The organism is Actinomadura sp. 7K507 (assembly GCF_004348425.1).
Taxonomy (GTDB): domain Bacteria; phylum Actinomycetota; class Actinomycetes; order Streptosporangiales; family Streptosporangiaceae; genus Spirillospora.
The window spans coordinates 16,750-32,459 of record NZ_SMKK01000093.1; the positions used below are offsets into that span (position 1 = coordinate 16,750).

The following is a 15,710-nucleotide window of genomic DNA, read 5'->3' on the forward strand; positions in this document are numbered from 1 at the left end:
ACGAGCCTATGCCGTCCCCGCGCTAGCGGGAGGCGGCCGGCCGCGCGCGGAAGTGCCGCGGGTCGGGGCGGCGCGTCGCCCGGCGGTAGGCGAACGTGAACCCGGGCCAGTTGTTGACGACGTGGCCGTCGGCGTTCATGTACCAGCTCTGGCAGCCGGTCTCCCACACGGTCGAGCGCATCCGCTCCCGCATATCGCGGGTGAACGCGTCCTGCACGTCCGGCCGGACGTCGATCCAAGCGAGCCCGTGCCGGCGCAGTGCCTCCGCGCAGCCGAGCACGTACCGGAACTGCGACTCCAGCATGTAGATGATCGAGTTGTGCCCGAGGTTGGTGTACGGGCCGTACAGCAGGAACAGGTTGGGGAAGCCGCTGACCGTGATGCCGAGATGGGCCTGCGCGCCGTCGCGCCACGCCTCGTTCAGCTCCCGGCCGTCCCGCCCGACGATCTTCATGGGGGACAGGAACTCGGTCGTCTGGAACCCGGTCGCGTACACGATGGCGTCCACGTCGTGGTCGCGCCCGGCCGTGCCGACGCCGGACGGCGTGATCCGCTCGATCGGGTCGGTGATCAGGTCGACGTTCGGGCGGGCGAGCGCCGGATAGTAGTCGCTGGAGATGAGGATCCGCTTGCAGCCCACCGGGTAGTCGGGGACGAGCGCGTCCCGCAGGGCGGGGTCGTCGATGCCCTCCTCCAGCGTGTCGCGGAACCGTTTCTGCAGCAGCGACATCAGCTTCGGGTACTTGATGAACCCCAGCGCCCGCGACTCGTACAGCGCGTAGATGCGGGCGCGGCTCAGCCCGTAGAGGCCGGGCACGTGCTTCAGGACGGCCTTCTCCCAGCCCCGGTACAGCCGGTCCGGCTTGTCGACCACGTACGGCGCGGACCGCTGGAACAGCCGCAGCTCCGCCGCCTCCTTCGCGATCTCCGGGACGATCTGGATGGCGCTGGCGCCCGTCCCGATCAGCGCGATCCGCTTGCCTCGCAGGTCGGCGCCGTGGTCCCAGCGGGCGGTGTGGAAGCTCGTCCCGGTGAACGACTCGCGCCCCTCGATGTCCGGCAGGACGGGCCGGTTGAGCTGCCCGCACGCCGACACCAGCACCCGCGCTTCCAGGTCGCCGTTGGTCGTGGAGATCCGCCAGACCGCCCTGTCCTCGTCGAACCGCGCCTCGGTCACCTCGGTGCCGAACCGCACCTTCTCCAGCACGCCGTACTTGCGGGCGCAGTGCCACAGGTAGTCGAGGATCTCGGCCTGCGGCGGGAACCGGCGCGACCAGTCTGTCTTGGGCTCGAACGAGAACGAGTACAGGTGGGACGGTACGTCGCACGCCGCGCCCGGGTAGGTGTTGTCCCGCCAGGTCCCGCCGAGGGCGTCCGCCTTCTCCAGGATCACCACGTCCCGAATGCCGGTCTGCTGAAGCCGGATCGCCATCCCGATCCCGCCGAACCCGCTTCCGATGATCACCGCGCTGTGAGTCATGGCCGTCCCGAATGTCATTCTGTTGCGGTACCCCATGAGCGTAGGTGACCACGAAGTCACTGAACAGATGTCGGAATCGCATGGTTTTGTCGGCCCGCGCTGCCAGCATTCCCTGCATGCTCTACGACACGCTCGCCGCCGGGGCGCGCCGGGACGACGGCCTGGACGGCGTCCGGCTGGCCGCCCTCGAAGACACCCGCTGGGCTCTCGACCTCCTCGCGCCCGTGGTCTTCCGCGAGCTTCTCGACCCCCGGCTCGTCCCCGGCCGGGAGCGCGAACCCTGGTACTCCCCCCTGCTCCACGAGCGGCGCGAAGAGCAGCGGGCGAAGATCCGCGCCGGGTTCGCCCGGCGGCTCGTCGGCTGCCCGGACGGTGAGGGCAGGGCCTTCCTGGTCTCGGTCCTGCTGGCCGCCCGCGAGAACGACTGGCTGCTCTCGCAGTACTCGTCCTACCTGCGGGAAGTTTCCTCGCAGGTGGCGGGCTGGTCCCGCGACGAGGCAGCGGTCCTGCTGCGCTGCGCCGCCGACATCACCGGCGGCGGCCGGTTCGCCGAGGCTCTCGACGCGGCCCTGACGGCCGCCGAGGCTCTGGAGCCCGGTGACCTTCGCGAGCTGGAGCCCTGCCTGCTCCGCGCCTCCGCCCACTTCGCCCGGGTCGACGTCCCGGCGGGGTACCGCCCCTCGCTCGCCAGGCGCCTGTGGACCTTGCTCGAGACCCTGGACGAGGCGCACATCCCCGACGGCCTGCTCCCCGTGTACGACACGTGGGCCGCCGCCCTCCGCGACCGCACGACGACGGCGCCGACACCGGAACTGGCCCGGTTCGTCCGGCATCTGGCGGCCCTGTCGTCGCCCCGCCCCTCGCAGAAGTGGCGCCGGACGTGCGTTTCCCTGGCCGACGCCGCCCTGGCCCGTGACGCGGTGGCCGACTGCCTCCGCGGTCTCGCCGAGGACGAGCCCCCGGGCACCGGGCCCGCGCACGAGAACCCCCTCGTGCACCAGAACCAGCTCGTGCACCAGAACCACGGGGACCTCGCACGCGGCATCGTCTGGGCGGCGGCGGTGACCGGCGGCCCGGAGACGCTGCCGCGCCTGGACGCGCTCGCGCTCCGGATGGGCGCGTCGACCTACGGCGCACCGGAGGAGCTCAAGCTCGCGGGTGCGGCGATCAACGCGCTCGGGGCCATCGACGATCCCGGCGCGCTGGAGTCGCTGTGGCGGCTGCGCGCGAAGATCAGGAACCGGGCGCTGCGCAAGCAGCTCGACACCGCGATCCAGGCGGCGGCCGGACGGCAGGGCATCACGCCGGCGCAACTCGTCGAGCGGAGCGTCCCGTCCCACGGGCTCGGCGCGGACGGCGCGCTGGAGCGCCGGCTGGGCGGCCACACGGCGCGGGTGGCGATCGAGGACGCGGCGACGGTCCGGCTCACGTTCACCGGCGCGGACGGGCGGACGTCCCGCACCGCGCCCGCCGCGGTCAAGGACGGTTTCCCCGACGAGCTGAAGGAGCTGAAAGCCCTCGCCAAGGAGGTGCGGTCGACACTGTCGGCCGAGCGGGCGCGCATCGAGGGCCTGATGTCGGACGACCGTGCCTGGCCTCACGGCGAATGGCGCGAGCACTACCGGGACCACCCGATCACCGGCGTTCTCGTCCGCGGTCTCATCTGGGAGTTCCAGGGTGAGGACGGCGCGTGGCGCGCCGCGATGGCCTCCGAGGGGAACCCGGCACAGGTGCGGCTCTGGCATCCCATCCGGGCGGCGATGGACGAGATCCGCGCCTGGCGTGCGCGGATCGTCGACGAGCGGATCCGGCAGCCGTTCAAGCAGGCGTTCCGCGAGATCTACCTCCTCACCCCGGCCGAGGAGGAGACCGGCGTCTACTCCAACCGGTTCGCGGCCCACATCGTCCGCTACCCGCGTCTCTACGCGCTGTTCAAGGAGCGCGGCTGGCAGGCGAACTTCCTCGGCCGCTACGACGGCGGCCACAACGGCGAGGCGCGCGGCGAGTTCGGCGGCGGCCGGTGGCGGGCGTGCTTCCACCACGAACCGGCGGACGAGGCCGACTACGCCCAGTACGCCTCGACCGACCAGGTCCGGTTCGAGCGGAAGGACGGCCGCCGCTGGCGGGAGGCGCCCGTCGCCGAGGTCCCGCCGGCCGTGTTCAGCGAGGCGATGCGGGACGTGGACCTGTTCGTCGGCGTGACCTCGATCGCCGCCGACCCCGAGTGGGCCGACCGGGGCGAGGACAGATACCTCGCCTACTGGCGCGAGACGACGTTCGGTGAGCTGACCGGGACGGCCGAGGTCCGCCGCGCGGCACTGGAGCGGATCCTGCCCCGCACGAAGATCGCCGGCCGCTGCTCGATCGACGGCCGCTACCTGGTCGTCAAGGGCGAGCTGCGCACCTACAAGATCCACCTGGGGTCGGCCAACATCCTGATGGAACCCGACGACTCCTACCTCTGCGTCGTCCAGGCCAGGGGCAAGGGCCAGGGCACGCTGTACCTGCCATTCGAGGACGAGCGGCTCTCCCTCATCCTCAGCAAGGCGTTCCTGCTCGCCGCCGACCACAAGATCAGCGACGAGACCGTGCTGCGGCAGATAAGAAGGGGAGCCTGATGGACCTCACCGCGCGGCTGCTGCGCGCCATGACCGACCCGGCGCCCGAGGACGAGGGGTTCCGCCCGTCCCGTGCCGATCTCGCGCGCCTGTCCGCCGAGGACCTCGGCGACCTCCTGCCCGCCGCGTACGGGGTCGGCGGCAAGGCGCCCGCATCCGTGTCGACGTCCGTCCGGCTCGCGGTGGAGGACGAGGGCCGGGAGCGGCAGCCGCGCTACACGCCCGAGGCGTGCGAGCGGATGTTCCGCGCACTGGTCGACGGGCTCCCCGCGCGCAAGTGGGCCGACCTGACCCTCGGCGCGGGTGCTCTGCTGCGCTGCACGGGCCCGTGGCCCGACCTCGCCCGTCCTGCCCGCACCCTGGTCGAGTCCCTCCTGAAAGCCGGGCGCGCCGACCAGCCGCTCGCGCTGCTCGCGGTCGCCGGGACCGGGGGCGACCGCCTCCTGCGCGCCGCCACCGAGCACCTGCGCGGCACCAGGACCGGGCCGATCGCGCACGACGAACTCGACTTCCTCGCGGGGCTCGCCCCGGAGCACCGGGTGCTGCTGAGCGACACCGACCACGGCCGCTCCTACACGTCACCGCCGCCGCTCCCGGACCGCTGGGAGCGCATCGCCGCGATCCCCGGCTACGCCGAGTACGCGCGCCGGGCGCTGGAGACCGCCGCAGGCCGGGTCCGCGCGATCCAGGCCGGCGAGCTGCCGTTCCGCGCGGACAAGGCGTTCACGCCCGAGGAGGTCGCCGCTCTCGGCCGCTCGGCGCGGGTCGCGCTGTCGCGGGACGAGCCCTGGCTCCCCGCCCTCTTCGACGGACTCCTGCCCGGCATCTCGGTCGCGCCGACGCAGGCGAGGACGCTGCCGTCGCAGGGGCTGCTGTACGAGATCGTCCGGGCCGCGCAGGACTTCCCGACCCCCGAGCTGGTCACCGCGATCCGGGCCGTCCGCCGCGGCGTCCGGCACGCGGGCGTGCCGAAGCAGCTCGACAAGATGCTCAAGACGGTCGACGCGGCCCTCGCCGAGCGCACCGAGGTCGCCCTCCGCCTTCCCGACCCGGGTCCCCTGCGCAGGGAGGTCGGCGGCTACACGGCCACCGTCGCCGTGACCGGCAAGGCGGAGCTGACCTTCGAGAAGGACGGCAAGGCCCTGAAGGGTGTGCCCGCGCCCGTCCGCCGCGACCACAAGGCGGAACTCAAGGAGCTGCGCGACCTCGTGAAGCGGGTGAGCGCCCAGCTGGTCACGCTCGCGCGCGCCCTGGAGGGCGGCTTCACCGTCGACGCGTCCCACCCGTTCGGCCAGTGGCGGGACACGCTCCTCCACCACACCATCGCTGGGCCGACCGTCCGCGGCCTCATCTGGGAGATCGAGGTCGCCCCCGGCGAGTGGCGGGCCGTCCTCCCGGAACTCGGCGCTCTCCCGGACGCGCCGGACGAGGCGCCGGTGCGGCTTTGGCACCCGATCAGGTCGCGGCCGGACGAGGTCCGCGCCTGGCGCGACCTCCTCGTCGACGGGCGGCTCCGGCAGCCGTTCAAGCAGGCGTTCCGCGAGATCTACATCCTCACCCCGGCCGAGGAGGAGACCGCGACGTACTCCAACCGCTTCGCCGCGCACCTCGTCCACTACCGGCGGATGTTCGCGCTGTTCCGGGCCCGCGGGTGGACGAGCCGCCTGCTCGGCCCGTGGGACGGCGGCGGCGAGGACGAGGCGGCGCGGACCCTCGCGGCGGGGGAGTGGCGGGCCCGGTTCTCGCACGTGCTGGCCGACTGGGACGCCGGCGAGCACGAACTCGCCGGCACCGACCGGGTCGCGTTCGACCGCCGCGCCGACGGCGGCTGGCGGACCGCGCCGCTCGCCGACGTCCCGCCGCTGGTCCTCAGCGAGGCGATGCGCGACGTCGACCTGTTCGTCGGCGTCACCTCCGTCGCCGCCGACCCGCTGTGGGAGGACGGCGAGCCGCGCGCGTACTGGGAGCGCGAGTCCCGCGCCGACCTGAGCGAGTCCGCGCGGACCCGCGGCGACGCCCTGGAGCGCATCCTGCCCCGCACGAAGATCGCTGACCGCTGCTCGATCGACGGCCGCTACCTGGTCGTCAAGGGCGAGCTGCGCACCTACAAGATCCATCTGGGGTCGGCCAACATCGTGATGGAGCCGGACGACGCGTTCCTGTGCATCGTCCCCGAGCGCGGCGGCCCCGCCGCCAAGGTGTTCCTGCCGTTCGAGGACGAGCGGCTCGCCCTGATCCTCAGCAAGGCGTTCCTCCTCGCCGCCGACGACAAGATCACCGACGAGTCCATCCTCACGCAGATCAAGCGAGGTGCCTGATGCCCGCCGTGACCTTCCGGGACGAGACCGCGACCGGCACGCCGGTCACCGAGGTCCAGATCGAGGGGCTGCCGGAGCGGATGACGGTCCGGGAGCTGATCAGGCTCCGGGTCCGCGAGGAGGTCGCCCGGCACAACGCGCGGCCGTCCGACCGGTTCAACGGCCTGGTCCGGCCGGACGAGGCCGAGGCGGAGCTGAACGGCTACCGGCTGCGCGAGCCGCGCCGCATCGACTGGGAGCGGCAGGCCGGGATCGCGGAGAAGGCGTTCCTCGCCAACGGATTCTTCGTCCTCGCCGGCGACCGCCAGGTCGAGGACCTCGACGAGGAGATCGACCTCACCACCGACCCCGACCTGGTGTTCGTCAAGCTCGTCGCCCTCGCCGGAGGCTGACGGCCCCCCGGCCGGCCAGGCCGCACTCGCGGGCGCGTGAGGTCGCCGCGTCTGGAAGGATCACCCCATGTCCGACAACCGAACGACCGGGGCGCTCCGTCCCCCCCGCCCGTCGGACGGGCATGAGACGGTGAGGCTGCCGGAGTGACGTCGGTGATGTTGTGGCTGGGCGCGGCGGGCTCATGGACGTTCGTCGTGACGTTCTTGCTGGACGGCTGGACCCGCCCCGGATACCGGCCCGTCCGGCATCCGGTCAGCGCTCTGGCACTCGGCTCGCGCGGCTGGTTGCAGACCGCGAACTTCGTGCTGTGCGGCTCGCTGATCACGGCGGGTGCGGGCGCCCTCGCGGAGCCGCCGGGCAACGTGGCGCTCGCGGTCGTCGTCGGCGTGTTCGGTGTCTCGCTCGTGGCTTCCGGGGTGTTTCCGATGGACGCCATGCGGGGCTATCCCCCAGGGACTCCCGACGAGACGCCGGCGGATCTGTCGCTGCGCCACAAGCTCCACGACTGGGCCGGCATGCTCGTCTTCGGCTCACTGCCGATCGCGGCCGGCATCGCGGTGTTCGCCGTCCCGGACACCGCGTGGAAGTGGTACTCCGCTCTGACGACCGCCGCCCTGGCCGTCGGCTTCGGCGTGTTCGGGCAGGCGTGGGAACAGGACTCCAGATACGCCGGTCTCGTCCAGCGCGCGACGATCCTCGTCGGCTGGCTCTGGCTGGGGCTGCTGTTCGTGTACGCGACCCGGTAGCCCGTGGCGGCAAGCCGTCCCCGCCGGAGGTGCGAGGCCCTAGCCTGGACGCGGACGATCGGGGGGTGGGATGTCGGCAACGCGGCTGCTGGTGCTCGGCGGCGTGCGGCGGTTCGGGCGGGCGCACGGATACGAGGTCCGCCGTGAGCTGATCTCATGGGGTTCGGACGAGTGGGCGCACATCAACCCGGGCTCGATCTACCACGCGCTCAAGCAGCTCGCGAAGGAGGGCCTGCTCCGCGCGCACGAGATAGAGGAGAGCGACGCGGGCCCGCCGCACACCGACTACGAGATCACCGAGGCCGGCCGGGCCGAGTTCCTGCGGCTGCTGCGCTGCGCCTTCGCCACGGTGGACGTCCGCCACCCGGAGATGCTGACGGCCGGGCTCGGGTTCCTCACCGAGCTGCCGCGCGCCGAGGCCGTCGGGCTGCTGCGCGAGCGGCTGGACGGCCTGGCCGCCTGGCGCGCGTCGGTGGCCCCCGAACTGGAGGAACAGGACCCCGCCGACCACCTGCGCGAGCTGCTCGGCTGGTGGGTGCACTCCGCCGAGGCGGCCACGCGGTGGACGCTCGGCCTGATCGAGCGGCTGGAGTCGGGAGCCTACGTCATGGCGGACGAGCAGGGCCCCGCCCCGGCGGACGGGCCCACCGGACCGAGCGCCACGCGGCAGGGGCCCGGCTGATCAGGTGTCGACGAACGTCTGCGGGACGATGACGCGCAGGGCGTTGCCGTGCAGCCGGATCGACACCGGGGTGCGGCCGCGGATCTCGCCGTCCACGTCCACCCGCAGCGGCGGATCGGTCTCGATCGCCACCTGGGCGGTGGTGAGGAACGCGTCCTCGTTCAGGCTCCGCCACTGGCCGGTGAGGACGTGCCTGGCCGTCGCCGACGCCAGCCGCAGCCGACGCTCGTCGCCCCACCGGTAGACGGCCAGCAGCCGGTCGTCGGGGCTGGCGTCGCGGGCGATGCGCTGCCCGCTCTGGTGCGCGCCGTTGGCGATGTTGAGCTGGTGCGTGGCCAGCTCGACGGTCTCGCCGTCGATCGTGATGCGGGCGGTGAACGCCTCGTGGCGGGGCAGCAGCCGGACCGACGTCAGCGCATACGCGGGGCGGCCGATGAACCGCTTGAGCAGGTGCGGGACGTTCTCGGCGACATGGACCGACAGGCCGACGCACACCATGTTCGCGAAGATGTGCTCGCGGTCGCCGCCGGGCCCCTCTCCCTGCGGGTCGCCGGTGCTCTCGAACCAGCCGACGTCGACGTCGGCGACCTTCCCGCCGCCCGGCCGGCCGACGGCCAGCGTCCGGATCGCGCCGGTCAGGTCCAGCGGCAGCTCCAGGCTGCGGGCGAAGTTGTTGGTGGTGCCGAGCGGCAGCACGCCGAGCGCGATGTCGCGGTGCGCCAGATGGCCGACCGCCTCGGCGACGGTGCCGTCCCCGCCGCCGACGATGACGAGGTCGGGGTCCATGGCGAGGACGTCGGCGAACAGCTCGCGCAGCCGCGTCGGGTCGGTCACCGGGAACACGTGCACGAACTCCACGCCCGCCTCGCGCAGCATCCGGCGCGCCCTGCCGTAGAGCCGGCGGCCCCTCCGGGAGCGGGAGTTGATCACCAGGGCGGCGCGCCCGCCGCCCGCGATCGCCGACTCCAGCTCCTTCTTGCTCCGCATCTCGGCGCTCCGCATCTCGACCGGTCGGCCCCCCTCGCCCGCGTAACCCTACAAGGAACGGACCGGAACTCCCGGCCCGATATTTTATAAACCCATAACTCGCAGTTGAAACATGGCAGTCAGTGGGGACCATTACGGATGACGCCGATCTGAATGACCGGGACGGGACCATGGGGCTGCGCGGCTTGGCGGGAGCGGGATTCATCCTCGGAATCGCCGGGCTCGCGGCGTCCATCGCCCCCGGCGGCTCCGCCCCATCGGCCGCCCCTTCGGACGACGGCGCCACCGTGGTCGGCCAGCGCCGGCCACGCCGCCGCGTCCTCGACCTCGCGATCCGTTCCCCGGCCCTCGCGGGCGTCGCCCACGCCCGCCTCCTGCTGCCGCGCGGCTGGTCACGGGACGCCTCCCGCACCTGGCCGGTGCTGTGGCTGCTGCACGGCGCCACCGCGGGCCGCGACGGTCACACCGCCTGGAGCGACCACAGCGACATCGAGGAACTGACCGAGGAATCCGATGTGATCGTCGTCATGCCGGACGGCGGCACGTGCGGCAATTACACCGACTGGTGGAATCGCGGCGGCGGCGGCGCACCGCAGTGGGAGAGGTTTCATCTCGCGGAACTGCGGCAGATTCTGGAGCGCGGATACCGCGCCGGGCCCGACCGCGCGGTCGCCGGCAACGCGATGGGGGGCCTGGGCGCGCTGGCGTATGCGGCCAGGCACCGCGGCCTGTTCCGGGCGGCGGCCTCGTTCAGCGGGCCCGTCCACACGCTGCACCGCGACCCGTCCGGGCTGGACGTCGCCGATCTCGTCGAGTTGTGCGTCGCCATCGGCGCGCCGTCCCTCGACTGGACGGACGTGTGGGGCGACCCGGACGAGCAGCGCGTCGTATGGCGGCAGCACAACCCGTACGACCTGGCCGACCGGCTCGCCGGCGTCCGCGTCCACGTGAGCGCCGGCGACGGCGTCCCCGGCCCCTACGACCCGCGCCCCGGCACCGGCCCGGACGTGCTGGAGGCGCTCGCCTGCACCGTGTCGCGGGAGTTCGCGGGCAAGCTGAGGAAGCTCGGCATCCCGGTCACCACGCACTTCTACCGCGGCACGCACACCTGGCCCTACTGGCGCCGCGAGCTGCGCGCCGCCCTGCCCGCCCTCGTGGCCGAGATCACATGAGGTCCGGCTAGGGTCGGATGCGTGACCGAACCTCGTTCTGATTCAGCCGTTCCGGCGTTCTGGCGGGCGCTCGGCCTGCCCGGCATCATCGACGTCCACGTCCATTTCATGCCGCAGCGGCTGATGAGCGCGGTCTGGGAGTACTTCGCCGAGGCCGGTCCGCTGATCGGCACCGAATGGCCCATCCGGTACCGGGACTCGGAGGAGGAGCGGCTGGCGTTCCTGCGCGGCCTCGGCGTCCGCGCGTTCACCTCGCTGGTGTACCCGCACCGGCCGGGCATGGCCGAGTCGCTCAACGAGTGGGCCGCCGGGTTCGCCGCCCGCGTCCCCGAATGCGTCCAGACCGCGACGTTCTTCCCCGAGCCGGGCGTCGAGGAGTACGTCCGCCGCGCGCTGGACGCCGGAGCCCGGCTCTTCAAGGTCCACCTCCAGGTCGGCGGGTTCGACCCGCGCGTGAAGGAACTGGACCCGGTCTGGGGATTGCTCGCGGACGCCGGGGTGCCCACCCTCGTCCACGCCGGGTCGGGCCCGGTCGCCAACGGCTACACCGGCCCGGAGCCGTTCGGTGACGTCCTCGCCCGCCATCCGCGCCTGAACACGATCATCGCCCACCTGGGCGCACCGGAGTTCGACGGCTTCTTCGCCATGGCCGACCGCTACGACCGCGTCCACCTGGACACGACGATGACCTTCACGCACTTCGGCGAACTGGGCGCCTTCCCGTCGAGGCTGATGCCCCGCCTGCGCGAACTCGGCCTGGAGGGACGCATCCTGCTCGGCACCGACTTCCCGAACATCCCCTACCAGTACGCGCACCAGCTGGAGGCGCTGGCCGGGCTCGACCTCGGCGACGACTGGCTCCGCACCGTCTGCTGGCACGGCCCCGCCAAGTACTTCGGCCTGTCCTGACACGCCGGTCGCCAGGGGTCAGCCGTCGCGGCGGATACGTTCGAGAAGCCGCGCCCATTCGGTGGGGGAGAACTCGAGAACGGGGCTGCGGTGAAGCCTGGTGTCCCGCACACCGACCGTCCCGTCGACCGCCCGACCCGCCTCGACACATCCGCCATCCGGGTTGCTGTGACCGGACTTGCGCCAGCCGTGGAATTCCTTGGTCATGTCCCCGATCCTGTCCCGTTGGCGCGCCGGTTGGCTACCCGTTCGAGAAAGGCGAGGCTGTCTTCGCGGGACAGCGCGGCTTCTCGGAGGCGGTCGTACATCGCGGTGTACCGCTCGACCTCGCCTCGTTGGGTGAGTACGAGGTCGGTGGTGACGGTGTCGACCACCGCCATGGGCGAGTCACCCGGCTCAGCGAACGTGTAGAGGTAGAACGACGACTGTGGGAGAAAGCCGCCCGGGATGCCAGTGTCGTGCAGGAGCACGCGGATGGCGATGCGGTCTTGCTCCGAGACGACCCGGATCATGTGGTGCAGCTGGGCGATCATCGCCTGTGGTGGTACGACGAGCCGGTGAAGCACACACTCGTCCAGGACGGTCTCGTAAGACGGGCCGTCCGGCCGGAGTAGCTCGCGTTGGCGCCTCATGCGCGCTTCGGCCATGCGCTCCGGTACGTAGTTGAGCCGCCCCTGGCACTCGTCCAACTCGACGAGCGCCGAGATGAACTGGGGGGCCTGCAAGACCGCAGGCATTGCGGTCTGGTTGTAGTCACGTACGGAGTTGGCGCTGTACTCGAGGTCCGCGTAGAGCCTTTGCCTGGCGCCCATGGAGACGCCGTACCGGTCCCACCAGCCCTTCTGGGCGGCCTCGTGGGCGAGCTTGAGGAGTCTGTCGTACTCACTGCCGGTGATTTCGAGGATGTTGAGCATGTTCATGATCTCGGCCAGGTCCGGGCGGCCTTGGGCGTTCTCCAGCCGGGAGATCTTCGTGCGGGAGTAGTACATGAGCTGGGCGAGGCCATCAGTGGTGAGGCCACGGCTCTCGCGGAGTTTCCGGATCTCGGCCGCCAGTCGCCGGCGGCGGACGTAGGGGCTCGGCATGACCGTCCTCCCGATCGCGTCAGTCACGACCCGTTCGGATCATTGACCCTCTGTGTTCGACACTCTCGGGCAATCATATGGTCACCCTCGGTCAAACACCCGACACGGCAACATTGCAGCCAATATCCGCACGTGCACGTCACGCACGTGAGAGATTCGCCCTCGCTCCGTTAATGAAGAGCAATCACAAGGCGCATATAGCCAGACATATCGGATTCGTGCGGTAGCGCGGCCGTGCTCGTCGAGCATGTGGCCGGCGATGGGCGGGCGCCCCGGACCTGCATGGTGATCCGGCGCCCGGCGGACGGCCGGGCCCACGCGCTCGGCAGGCCATGGCACACGGGGACGACACCTTGTACCAGACGGCGTCTCGATGACCCCGGGCGTGGGCCGACCAAGGGGCCGTCTGTCCCGCAGGGCGTCCGCTGGGCGCACACGCCCGTAAAGGTCTGGATGATCGGAAGGAATCGGAACCGATATTGGCTTCGTCCGCGCCGATTGGTGTTCACACGGTGACGGGGTTGGAAATCTGCTGGAATGCTTCGGTGAGTAAAGTCCCGTCCCGACGCCAGGCGCTCACCTGCGGCGTGGCCGTTCTAGCCGCCACGACCGCTTGCACGCCATCCGAGGAGAGAGCAGGCGTGGACTGGGGCGGGGTCCCCGTCGACGACTCGGCCGGATCATGGCAGGTGACCTACACCCAGCGCATCGTCTATGACCGGATTCCCGCGCGGCATGTCGAGCTCAGGGATATCGCGAGTGCGTCCTCGCGGGAGGCGTGGGCGGTCGGTGACGGCGCGGGATCGAGCGTGCAGTTGCGATGGGATGGTTCCCGCTGGTCACCGGAGTCCGGGCCCACCCTCGCCCATGGAACGCACGAATTCATTCGGACCACGCGTCCGACCGGCAGGTCCGCATGCCGGCGATGGATTTTCGGCTCGGACCGTGACACCAATCATGTCTGGTGCTGGACCGGTGACCGCTGGTCGCCCCAGGTGATGCGGCCCGCTCGGCGCGGTGGATTCTGGGACGTCGCGGTCGTGGACGGGCACCGTCTGGTGGTCACAGGGCCCGGTCTCCTCAAGGCGTGGGACGGCCGGCGCTGGCGGGACATGGCGGCGCCTTCGCCGCCTCACCGCCTTGCCGCGGTCTCCGCCACCGATATCTGGGGCGTGTGGACGGACAACACGTTCCGACGCTGGCAAGGCGAGCGCTGGGTTCACACGCCCGTTCCCGGACCGGCCCAGAGCACAACCGATAAGGCGGTATCGACGTGGATTGACGATATCGCGGCGGTATCGAAGAACGATGTGTGGGCCGTGGGGAGCGTGCGAACGGGGCGCCATCCGCGTGTCAAGGATCCGACCTATCGCGCTGACCTGATTTTCCACTGGGACGGCCACCGTTGGCAGCGCAGGTCTCTCGGGCTGAAAGGGATAGGTCTCACCCATGTGGCACCCGACGGGCATGGTGGAGTCTGGATCGCCACTACTGCGGCGTACGTGCTGCACCGCTCTTCCAATGGCACATGGACCCGGGCCCCCCTCCCTGAGAAATGGGGGACGTCCATACTGTTCCGGTCAATGGTGAATGCGGAGCACTCGTTCGCGATGTGGGCGGTCGCCGAAGCGTTACCCGGTCGTGGATCACCGAGCACCCTGCTCGTGCTGAGGTACGGACGGACAGCAGGTGGCACCCACTGACCACGCCCCCTGGCGGGAGGACCGCGCTGACCAGGATCGAGAGCAGCACGATGCTGCCGGCGACAAGGCGGACCTGGCGTTCCAGGTCCCATCGGGGCCTGCCGGTGCGAACGGGGGTTCCGGCGGCTTGCCCGGCTTGGACGGCGCGCCGCCCGGACGCCCCGTGCCGCGCATCGACCGCGGCGGCTTGGCCAACCCGTCCAAGGACGGTGACGCCCGGTGGCCGTCATTCGATCCTGGCGAACACGGCAGTCAGATTGCCTCCACCCCGACTTTCGACGCGGGTGAGCTTCCAAGTTTGGTCGCCAAGCGGAAACGTGTCGCCAGGGTGCAGTTGGAAGTCGTGCTCGCTGTCGTCCATGGTGGCGATGACAACCGTGGCAGCGGTGCTGTCCTGTTCCTCGCGGACGGAGACCAATCCGATCTTCATTCCGGCATCGAGGTGGGCTTGAGTGCCGTGCTTCAAACCGATCTCTTCGATTGCCAAGGTCACTCCAGGGTGGTGTAGCGAGGCCGGGTATTGGCTTTGAATTCTTGTACTGTCATTGTTTCTGGATGCCTGCTGTTCCAGGGGTTGCGCAGGTGGAAGCTGCCTTGTTCGTCGACTTCGGTGACCTCGTAGACATGGTTGTCGACGAGCTTCTTTGGGAGTGCCAGCTCATTCTCGTTCAGCTTGCGAGTCCCGACCAGCACCGGCTTGTCCTCGGAGAGGTGGCCGACGATCTCATCGCGGAGTTGCCGGGCGGCGCTGCGTCCCTGGTTGTCGTAGCCGGTTGGAAACTCCACGACCTTGGCGGGACGGCCGGTGAGTTGAGTGAGCAACTCGGCGCGGTCTCCCTCGTTGCTGCCTTGGTGAAGCCGTACGTAGCCTGTGGGGGCTTCGCCGGGATTGCCGCGGGCGTTCCAGATCCTGGTCGCTTTGTCCTGGCGTTCATCGTTCCAGGTCTGGTCCGTACCGGCGACCGCCTTCTCCAGAATCGGGGCCCAAGCTGCGCCCGTCGAGGTCGAGTTAGCAAATGCGGGCGTGTCGGGACGTTGATCGAAGACAGGAAGGTCGGGTGTGACGGTCAGCGTGGTGGGCCGTCCGGTCGGCTGGTAGCGCCGGTTTGAAATCGAGTACTTCGCCTCGTGCAGACGGACCTGATAATTGCCGTCTTCGCCTTCTCGGACGGAGTCGCGGATGGCCCCGGGATGATGTCGGGCGAGTGCCCCCAGGGTGGCGATGATGCCACAGTCGCCGAGGACTCCTTGTTCCGCCTGTTCCCGCGTGGGCTCACCGTCGAAGAGCGGGGTGCGGGTGTCATCGCGACGCTCAAGTGGAGTGCCGTAACGGTCGGGAACGTACTGTGGATCCTCCCCGGGGTCTTGGAAGTCTGGGCGGTCGACGGTGTCCGCGAGCTCCTTGGGTTGATCGCCCCGATCCAGCTTGGCGGCGACCCGCTTCAGCCGATCTGCGACACCACGTTGGAGGGTTTCCTCGTCAAGGTCGGCTAGGCCGTGTTTAGGAAGTCCGGTTCGGGCGGCATGTCGCATCCAGAGATGAGTGAGGTCTCCGGTAGATGGATCAACGACCAAGAAGACCATCAACACCGGAGACCTCGTGCCCAGCGTATCGAT

At 70.6% G+C, this 15,710-nt stretch carries 14 protein-coding genes and 1 pseudogene; 8 read left to right on the forward strand and 7 right to left on the reverse strand.

Features of this window, described 5'->3' with window-relative positions:
* Nucleotides 1–22: 22 nt before the first annotated feature.
* A complete protein-coding gene (locus E1285_RS21570; protein ID WP_243722957.1) occupies nt 23–1,498 on the reverse strand; it encodes an NAD(P)/FAD-dependent oxidoreductase in 1,476 nt (491 codons plus the stop codon).
* A gap of 98 nt (nt 1,499–1,596) precedes the next feature.
* Here E1285_RS21570 and E1285_RS21575 point away from each other — a divergent pair, with 98 nt between their 5' ends.
* The 5 genes from E1285_RS21575 (at nt 1,597) to E1285_RS21595 (ending at nt 8,237) form a co-directional block, all read left to right on the forward strand.
* Nucleotides 1,597–4,098 carry a DUF4132 domain-containing protein gene (locus E1285_RS21575; RefSeq protein WP_132154828.1) on the forward strand — a complete coding sequence of 834 codons (2,502 nt, stop codon included), beginning with the start codon at nt 1,597–1,599 and terminating at the stop codon, nt 4,096–4,098.
* Entirely contained in the window at nt 4,098–6,416 is a 2,319-nt protein-coding gene (locus tag E1285_RS21580) for a DUF4132 domain-containing protein (RefSeq protein WP_132154830.1), read from the forward strand. Before E1285_RS21575 ends, E1285_RS21580 begins: the two co-directional genes overlap by 1 nt.
* Nucleotides 6,416–6,808, forward strand: a complete 393-nt coding sequence (locus E1285_RS21585) for a hypothetical protein (protein ID WP_132154832.1) — start codon at nt 6,416–6,418, stop codon at nt 6,806–6,808. The genes E1285_RS21580 and E1285_RS21585 overlap by 1 nt, the downstream gene beginning before the upstream one ends.
* A gap of 144 nt (nt 6,809–6,952) precedes the next feature.
* A complete protein-coding gene (locus tag E1285_RS21590; RefSeq protein WP_347814093.1) occupies nt 6,953–7,555 on the forward strand; it encodes a DUF998 domain-containing protein in 603 nt (200 codons plus the stop codon).
* Nucleotides 7,556–7,625: 70 nt separating this feature from the next.
* A complete protein-coding gene (locus E1285_RS21595; RefSeq protein ID WP_132154834.1) occupies nt 7,626–8,237 on the forward strand; it encodes a PadR family transcriptional regulator in 612 nt (203 codons plus the stop codon).
* On the opposite strand, the gene E1285_RS21600 is transcribed toward E1285_RS21595, so the two are convergent.
* Entirely contained in the window at nt 8,238–9,224 is a 987-nt protein-coding gene (locus tag E1285_RS21600) for a diacylglycerol kinase family protein (protein WP_132154836.1), read from the reverse strand.
* A 170-nt stretch (nt 9,225–9,394) separates the two neighbouring features.
* Here E1285_RS21600 and E1285_RS21605 point away from each other — a divergent pair, with 170 nt between their 5' ends.
* Both E1285_RS21605 and E1285_RS21610 read left to right on the forward strand, forming a co-directional pair.
* A complete protein-coding gene (locus tag E1285_RS21605; protein ID WP_132154838.1) occupies nt 9,395–10,396 on the forward strand; it encodes an alpha/beta hydrolase family protein in 1,002 nt (333 codons plus the stop codon).
* 21 nt (nt 10,397–10,417) lie between these two features.
* Entirely contained in the window at nt 10,418–11,305 is an 888-nt protein-coding gene (locus E1285_RS21610) for an amidohydrolase family protein (RefSeq protein WP_132154840.1), read from the forward strand.
* An 18-nt stretch (nt 11,306–11,323) separates the two neighbouring features.
* Here the strand turns inward: E1285_RS21610 and E1285_RS21615 are convergent, their stop codons facing one another.
* Both E1285_RS21615 and E1285_RS21620 read right to left on the reverse strand, forming a co-directional pair.
* The gene (locus E1285_RS21615; protein ID WP_132154842.1) at nt 11,324–11,512 is read right to left on the reverse strand and encodes a DUF397 domain-containing protein; all 189 of its coding nucleotides are present in this window, start codon (nt 11,510–11,512) and stop codon (nt 11,324–11,326) included.
* Nucleotides 11,509–12,417, reverse strand: coding sequence for a helix-turn-helix transcriptional regulator (locus E1285_RS21620; protein ID WP_243722958.1), 909 nt, complete (start codon nt 12,415–12,417; stop codon nt 11,509–11,511). Before E1285_RS21620 ends, E1285_RS21615 begins: the two co-directional genes overlap by 4 nt.
* Nucleotides 12,418–13,031: 614 nt before the next feature.
* Here E1285_RS21620 and E1285_RS21625 point away from each other — a divergent pair.
* The gene (locus E1285_RS21625) at nt 13,032–14,093 is read left to right on the forward strand and encodes a hypothetical protein (RefSeq protein WP_132154844.1); all 1,062 of its coding nucleotides are present in this window, start codon (nt 13,032–13,034) and stop codon (nt 14,091–14,093) included.
* A 25-nt stretch (nt 14,094–14,118) separates the two neighbouring features.
* Here the strand turns inward: E1285_RS21625 and E1285_RS47485 are convergent.
* From E1285_RS47485 to E1285_RS21640, 3 genes and pseudogenes are all read right to left on the reverse strand, one after another.
* Nucleotides 14,119–14,220 (reverse strand): annotated as a pseudogene (locus E1285_RS47485) (sulfurtransferase); the annotation flags it as partial.
* Between the two features lie 99 nt (nt 14,221–14,319).
* Nucleotides 14,320–14,580: a DUF6406 domain-containing protein gene (locus tag E1285_RS21635; protein ID WP_132154846.1), complete on the reverse strand. Its 261-nt coding sequence runs from the start codon at nt 14,578–14,580 to the stop codon at nt 14,320–14,322.
* Nucleotides 14,581–14,582: 2 nt separating this feature from the next.
* Nucleotides 14,583–15,710 (reverse strand): hypothetical protein (locus tag E1285_RS21640; protein ID WP_207946718.1); only part of this gene is annotated, 1,128 nt, incomplete at its 5' end.

Excerpts from the sequence above, each read along its gene's own strand:
- E1285_RS21600 (WP_132154836.1), bottom strand. The coding sequence starts at position 9,224 with ATGCGGAGCAAGAAGGAGCTGGAGTCGGCGATCGCGGGCGGCGGGCGC.
- E1285_RS21605 (WP_132154838.1), top strand. The coding sequence starts at position 9,395 with ATGGGGCTGCGCGGCTTGGCGGGAGCGGGATTCATCCTCGGAATCGCC.
- E1285_RS21570 (WP_243722957.1), bottom strand. The coding sequence starts at position 1,498 with ATGACATTCGGGACGGCCATGACTCACAGCGCGGTGATCATCGGAAGC.
- E1285_RS21585 (WP_132154832.1), top strand. The coding sequence starts at position 6,416 with ATGCCCGCCGTGACCTTCCGGGACGAGACCGCGACCGGCACGCCGGTC.
- E1285_RS21595 (WP_132154834.1), top strand. The coding sequence starts at position 7,626 with ATGTCGGCAACGCGGCTGCTGGTGCTCGGCGGCGTGCGGCGGTTCGGG.
- E1285_RS21615 (WP_132154842.1), bottom strand. The coding sequence starts at position 11,512 with ATGACCAAGGAATTCCACGGCTGGCGCAAGTCCGGTCACAGCAACCCG.
- E1285_RS21575 (WP_132154828.1), top strand. The coding sequence starts at position 1,597 with ATGCTCTACGACACGCTCGCCGCCGGGGCGCGCCGGGACGACGGCCTG.
- E1285_RS21580 (WP_132154830.1), top strand. The coding sequence starts at position 4,098 with ATGGACCTCACCGCGCGGCTGCTGCGCGCCATGACCGACCCGGCGCCC.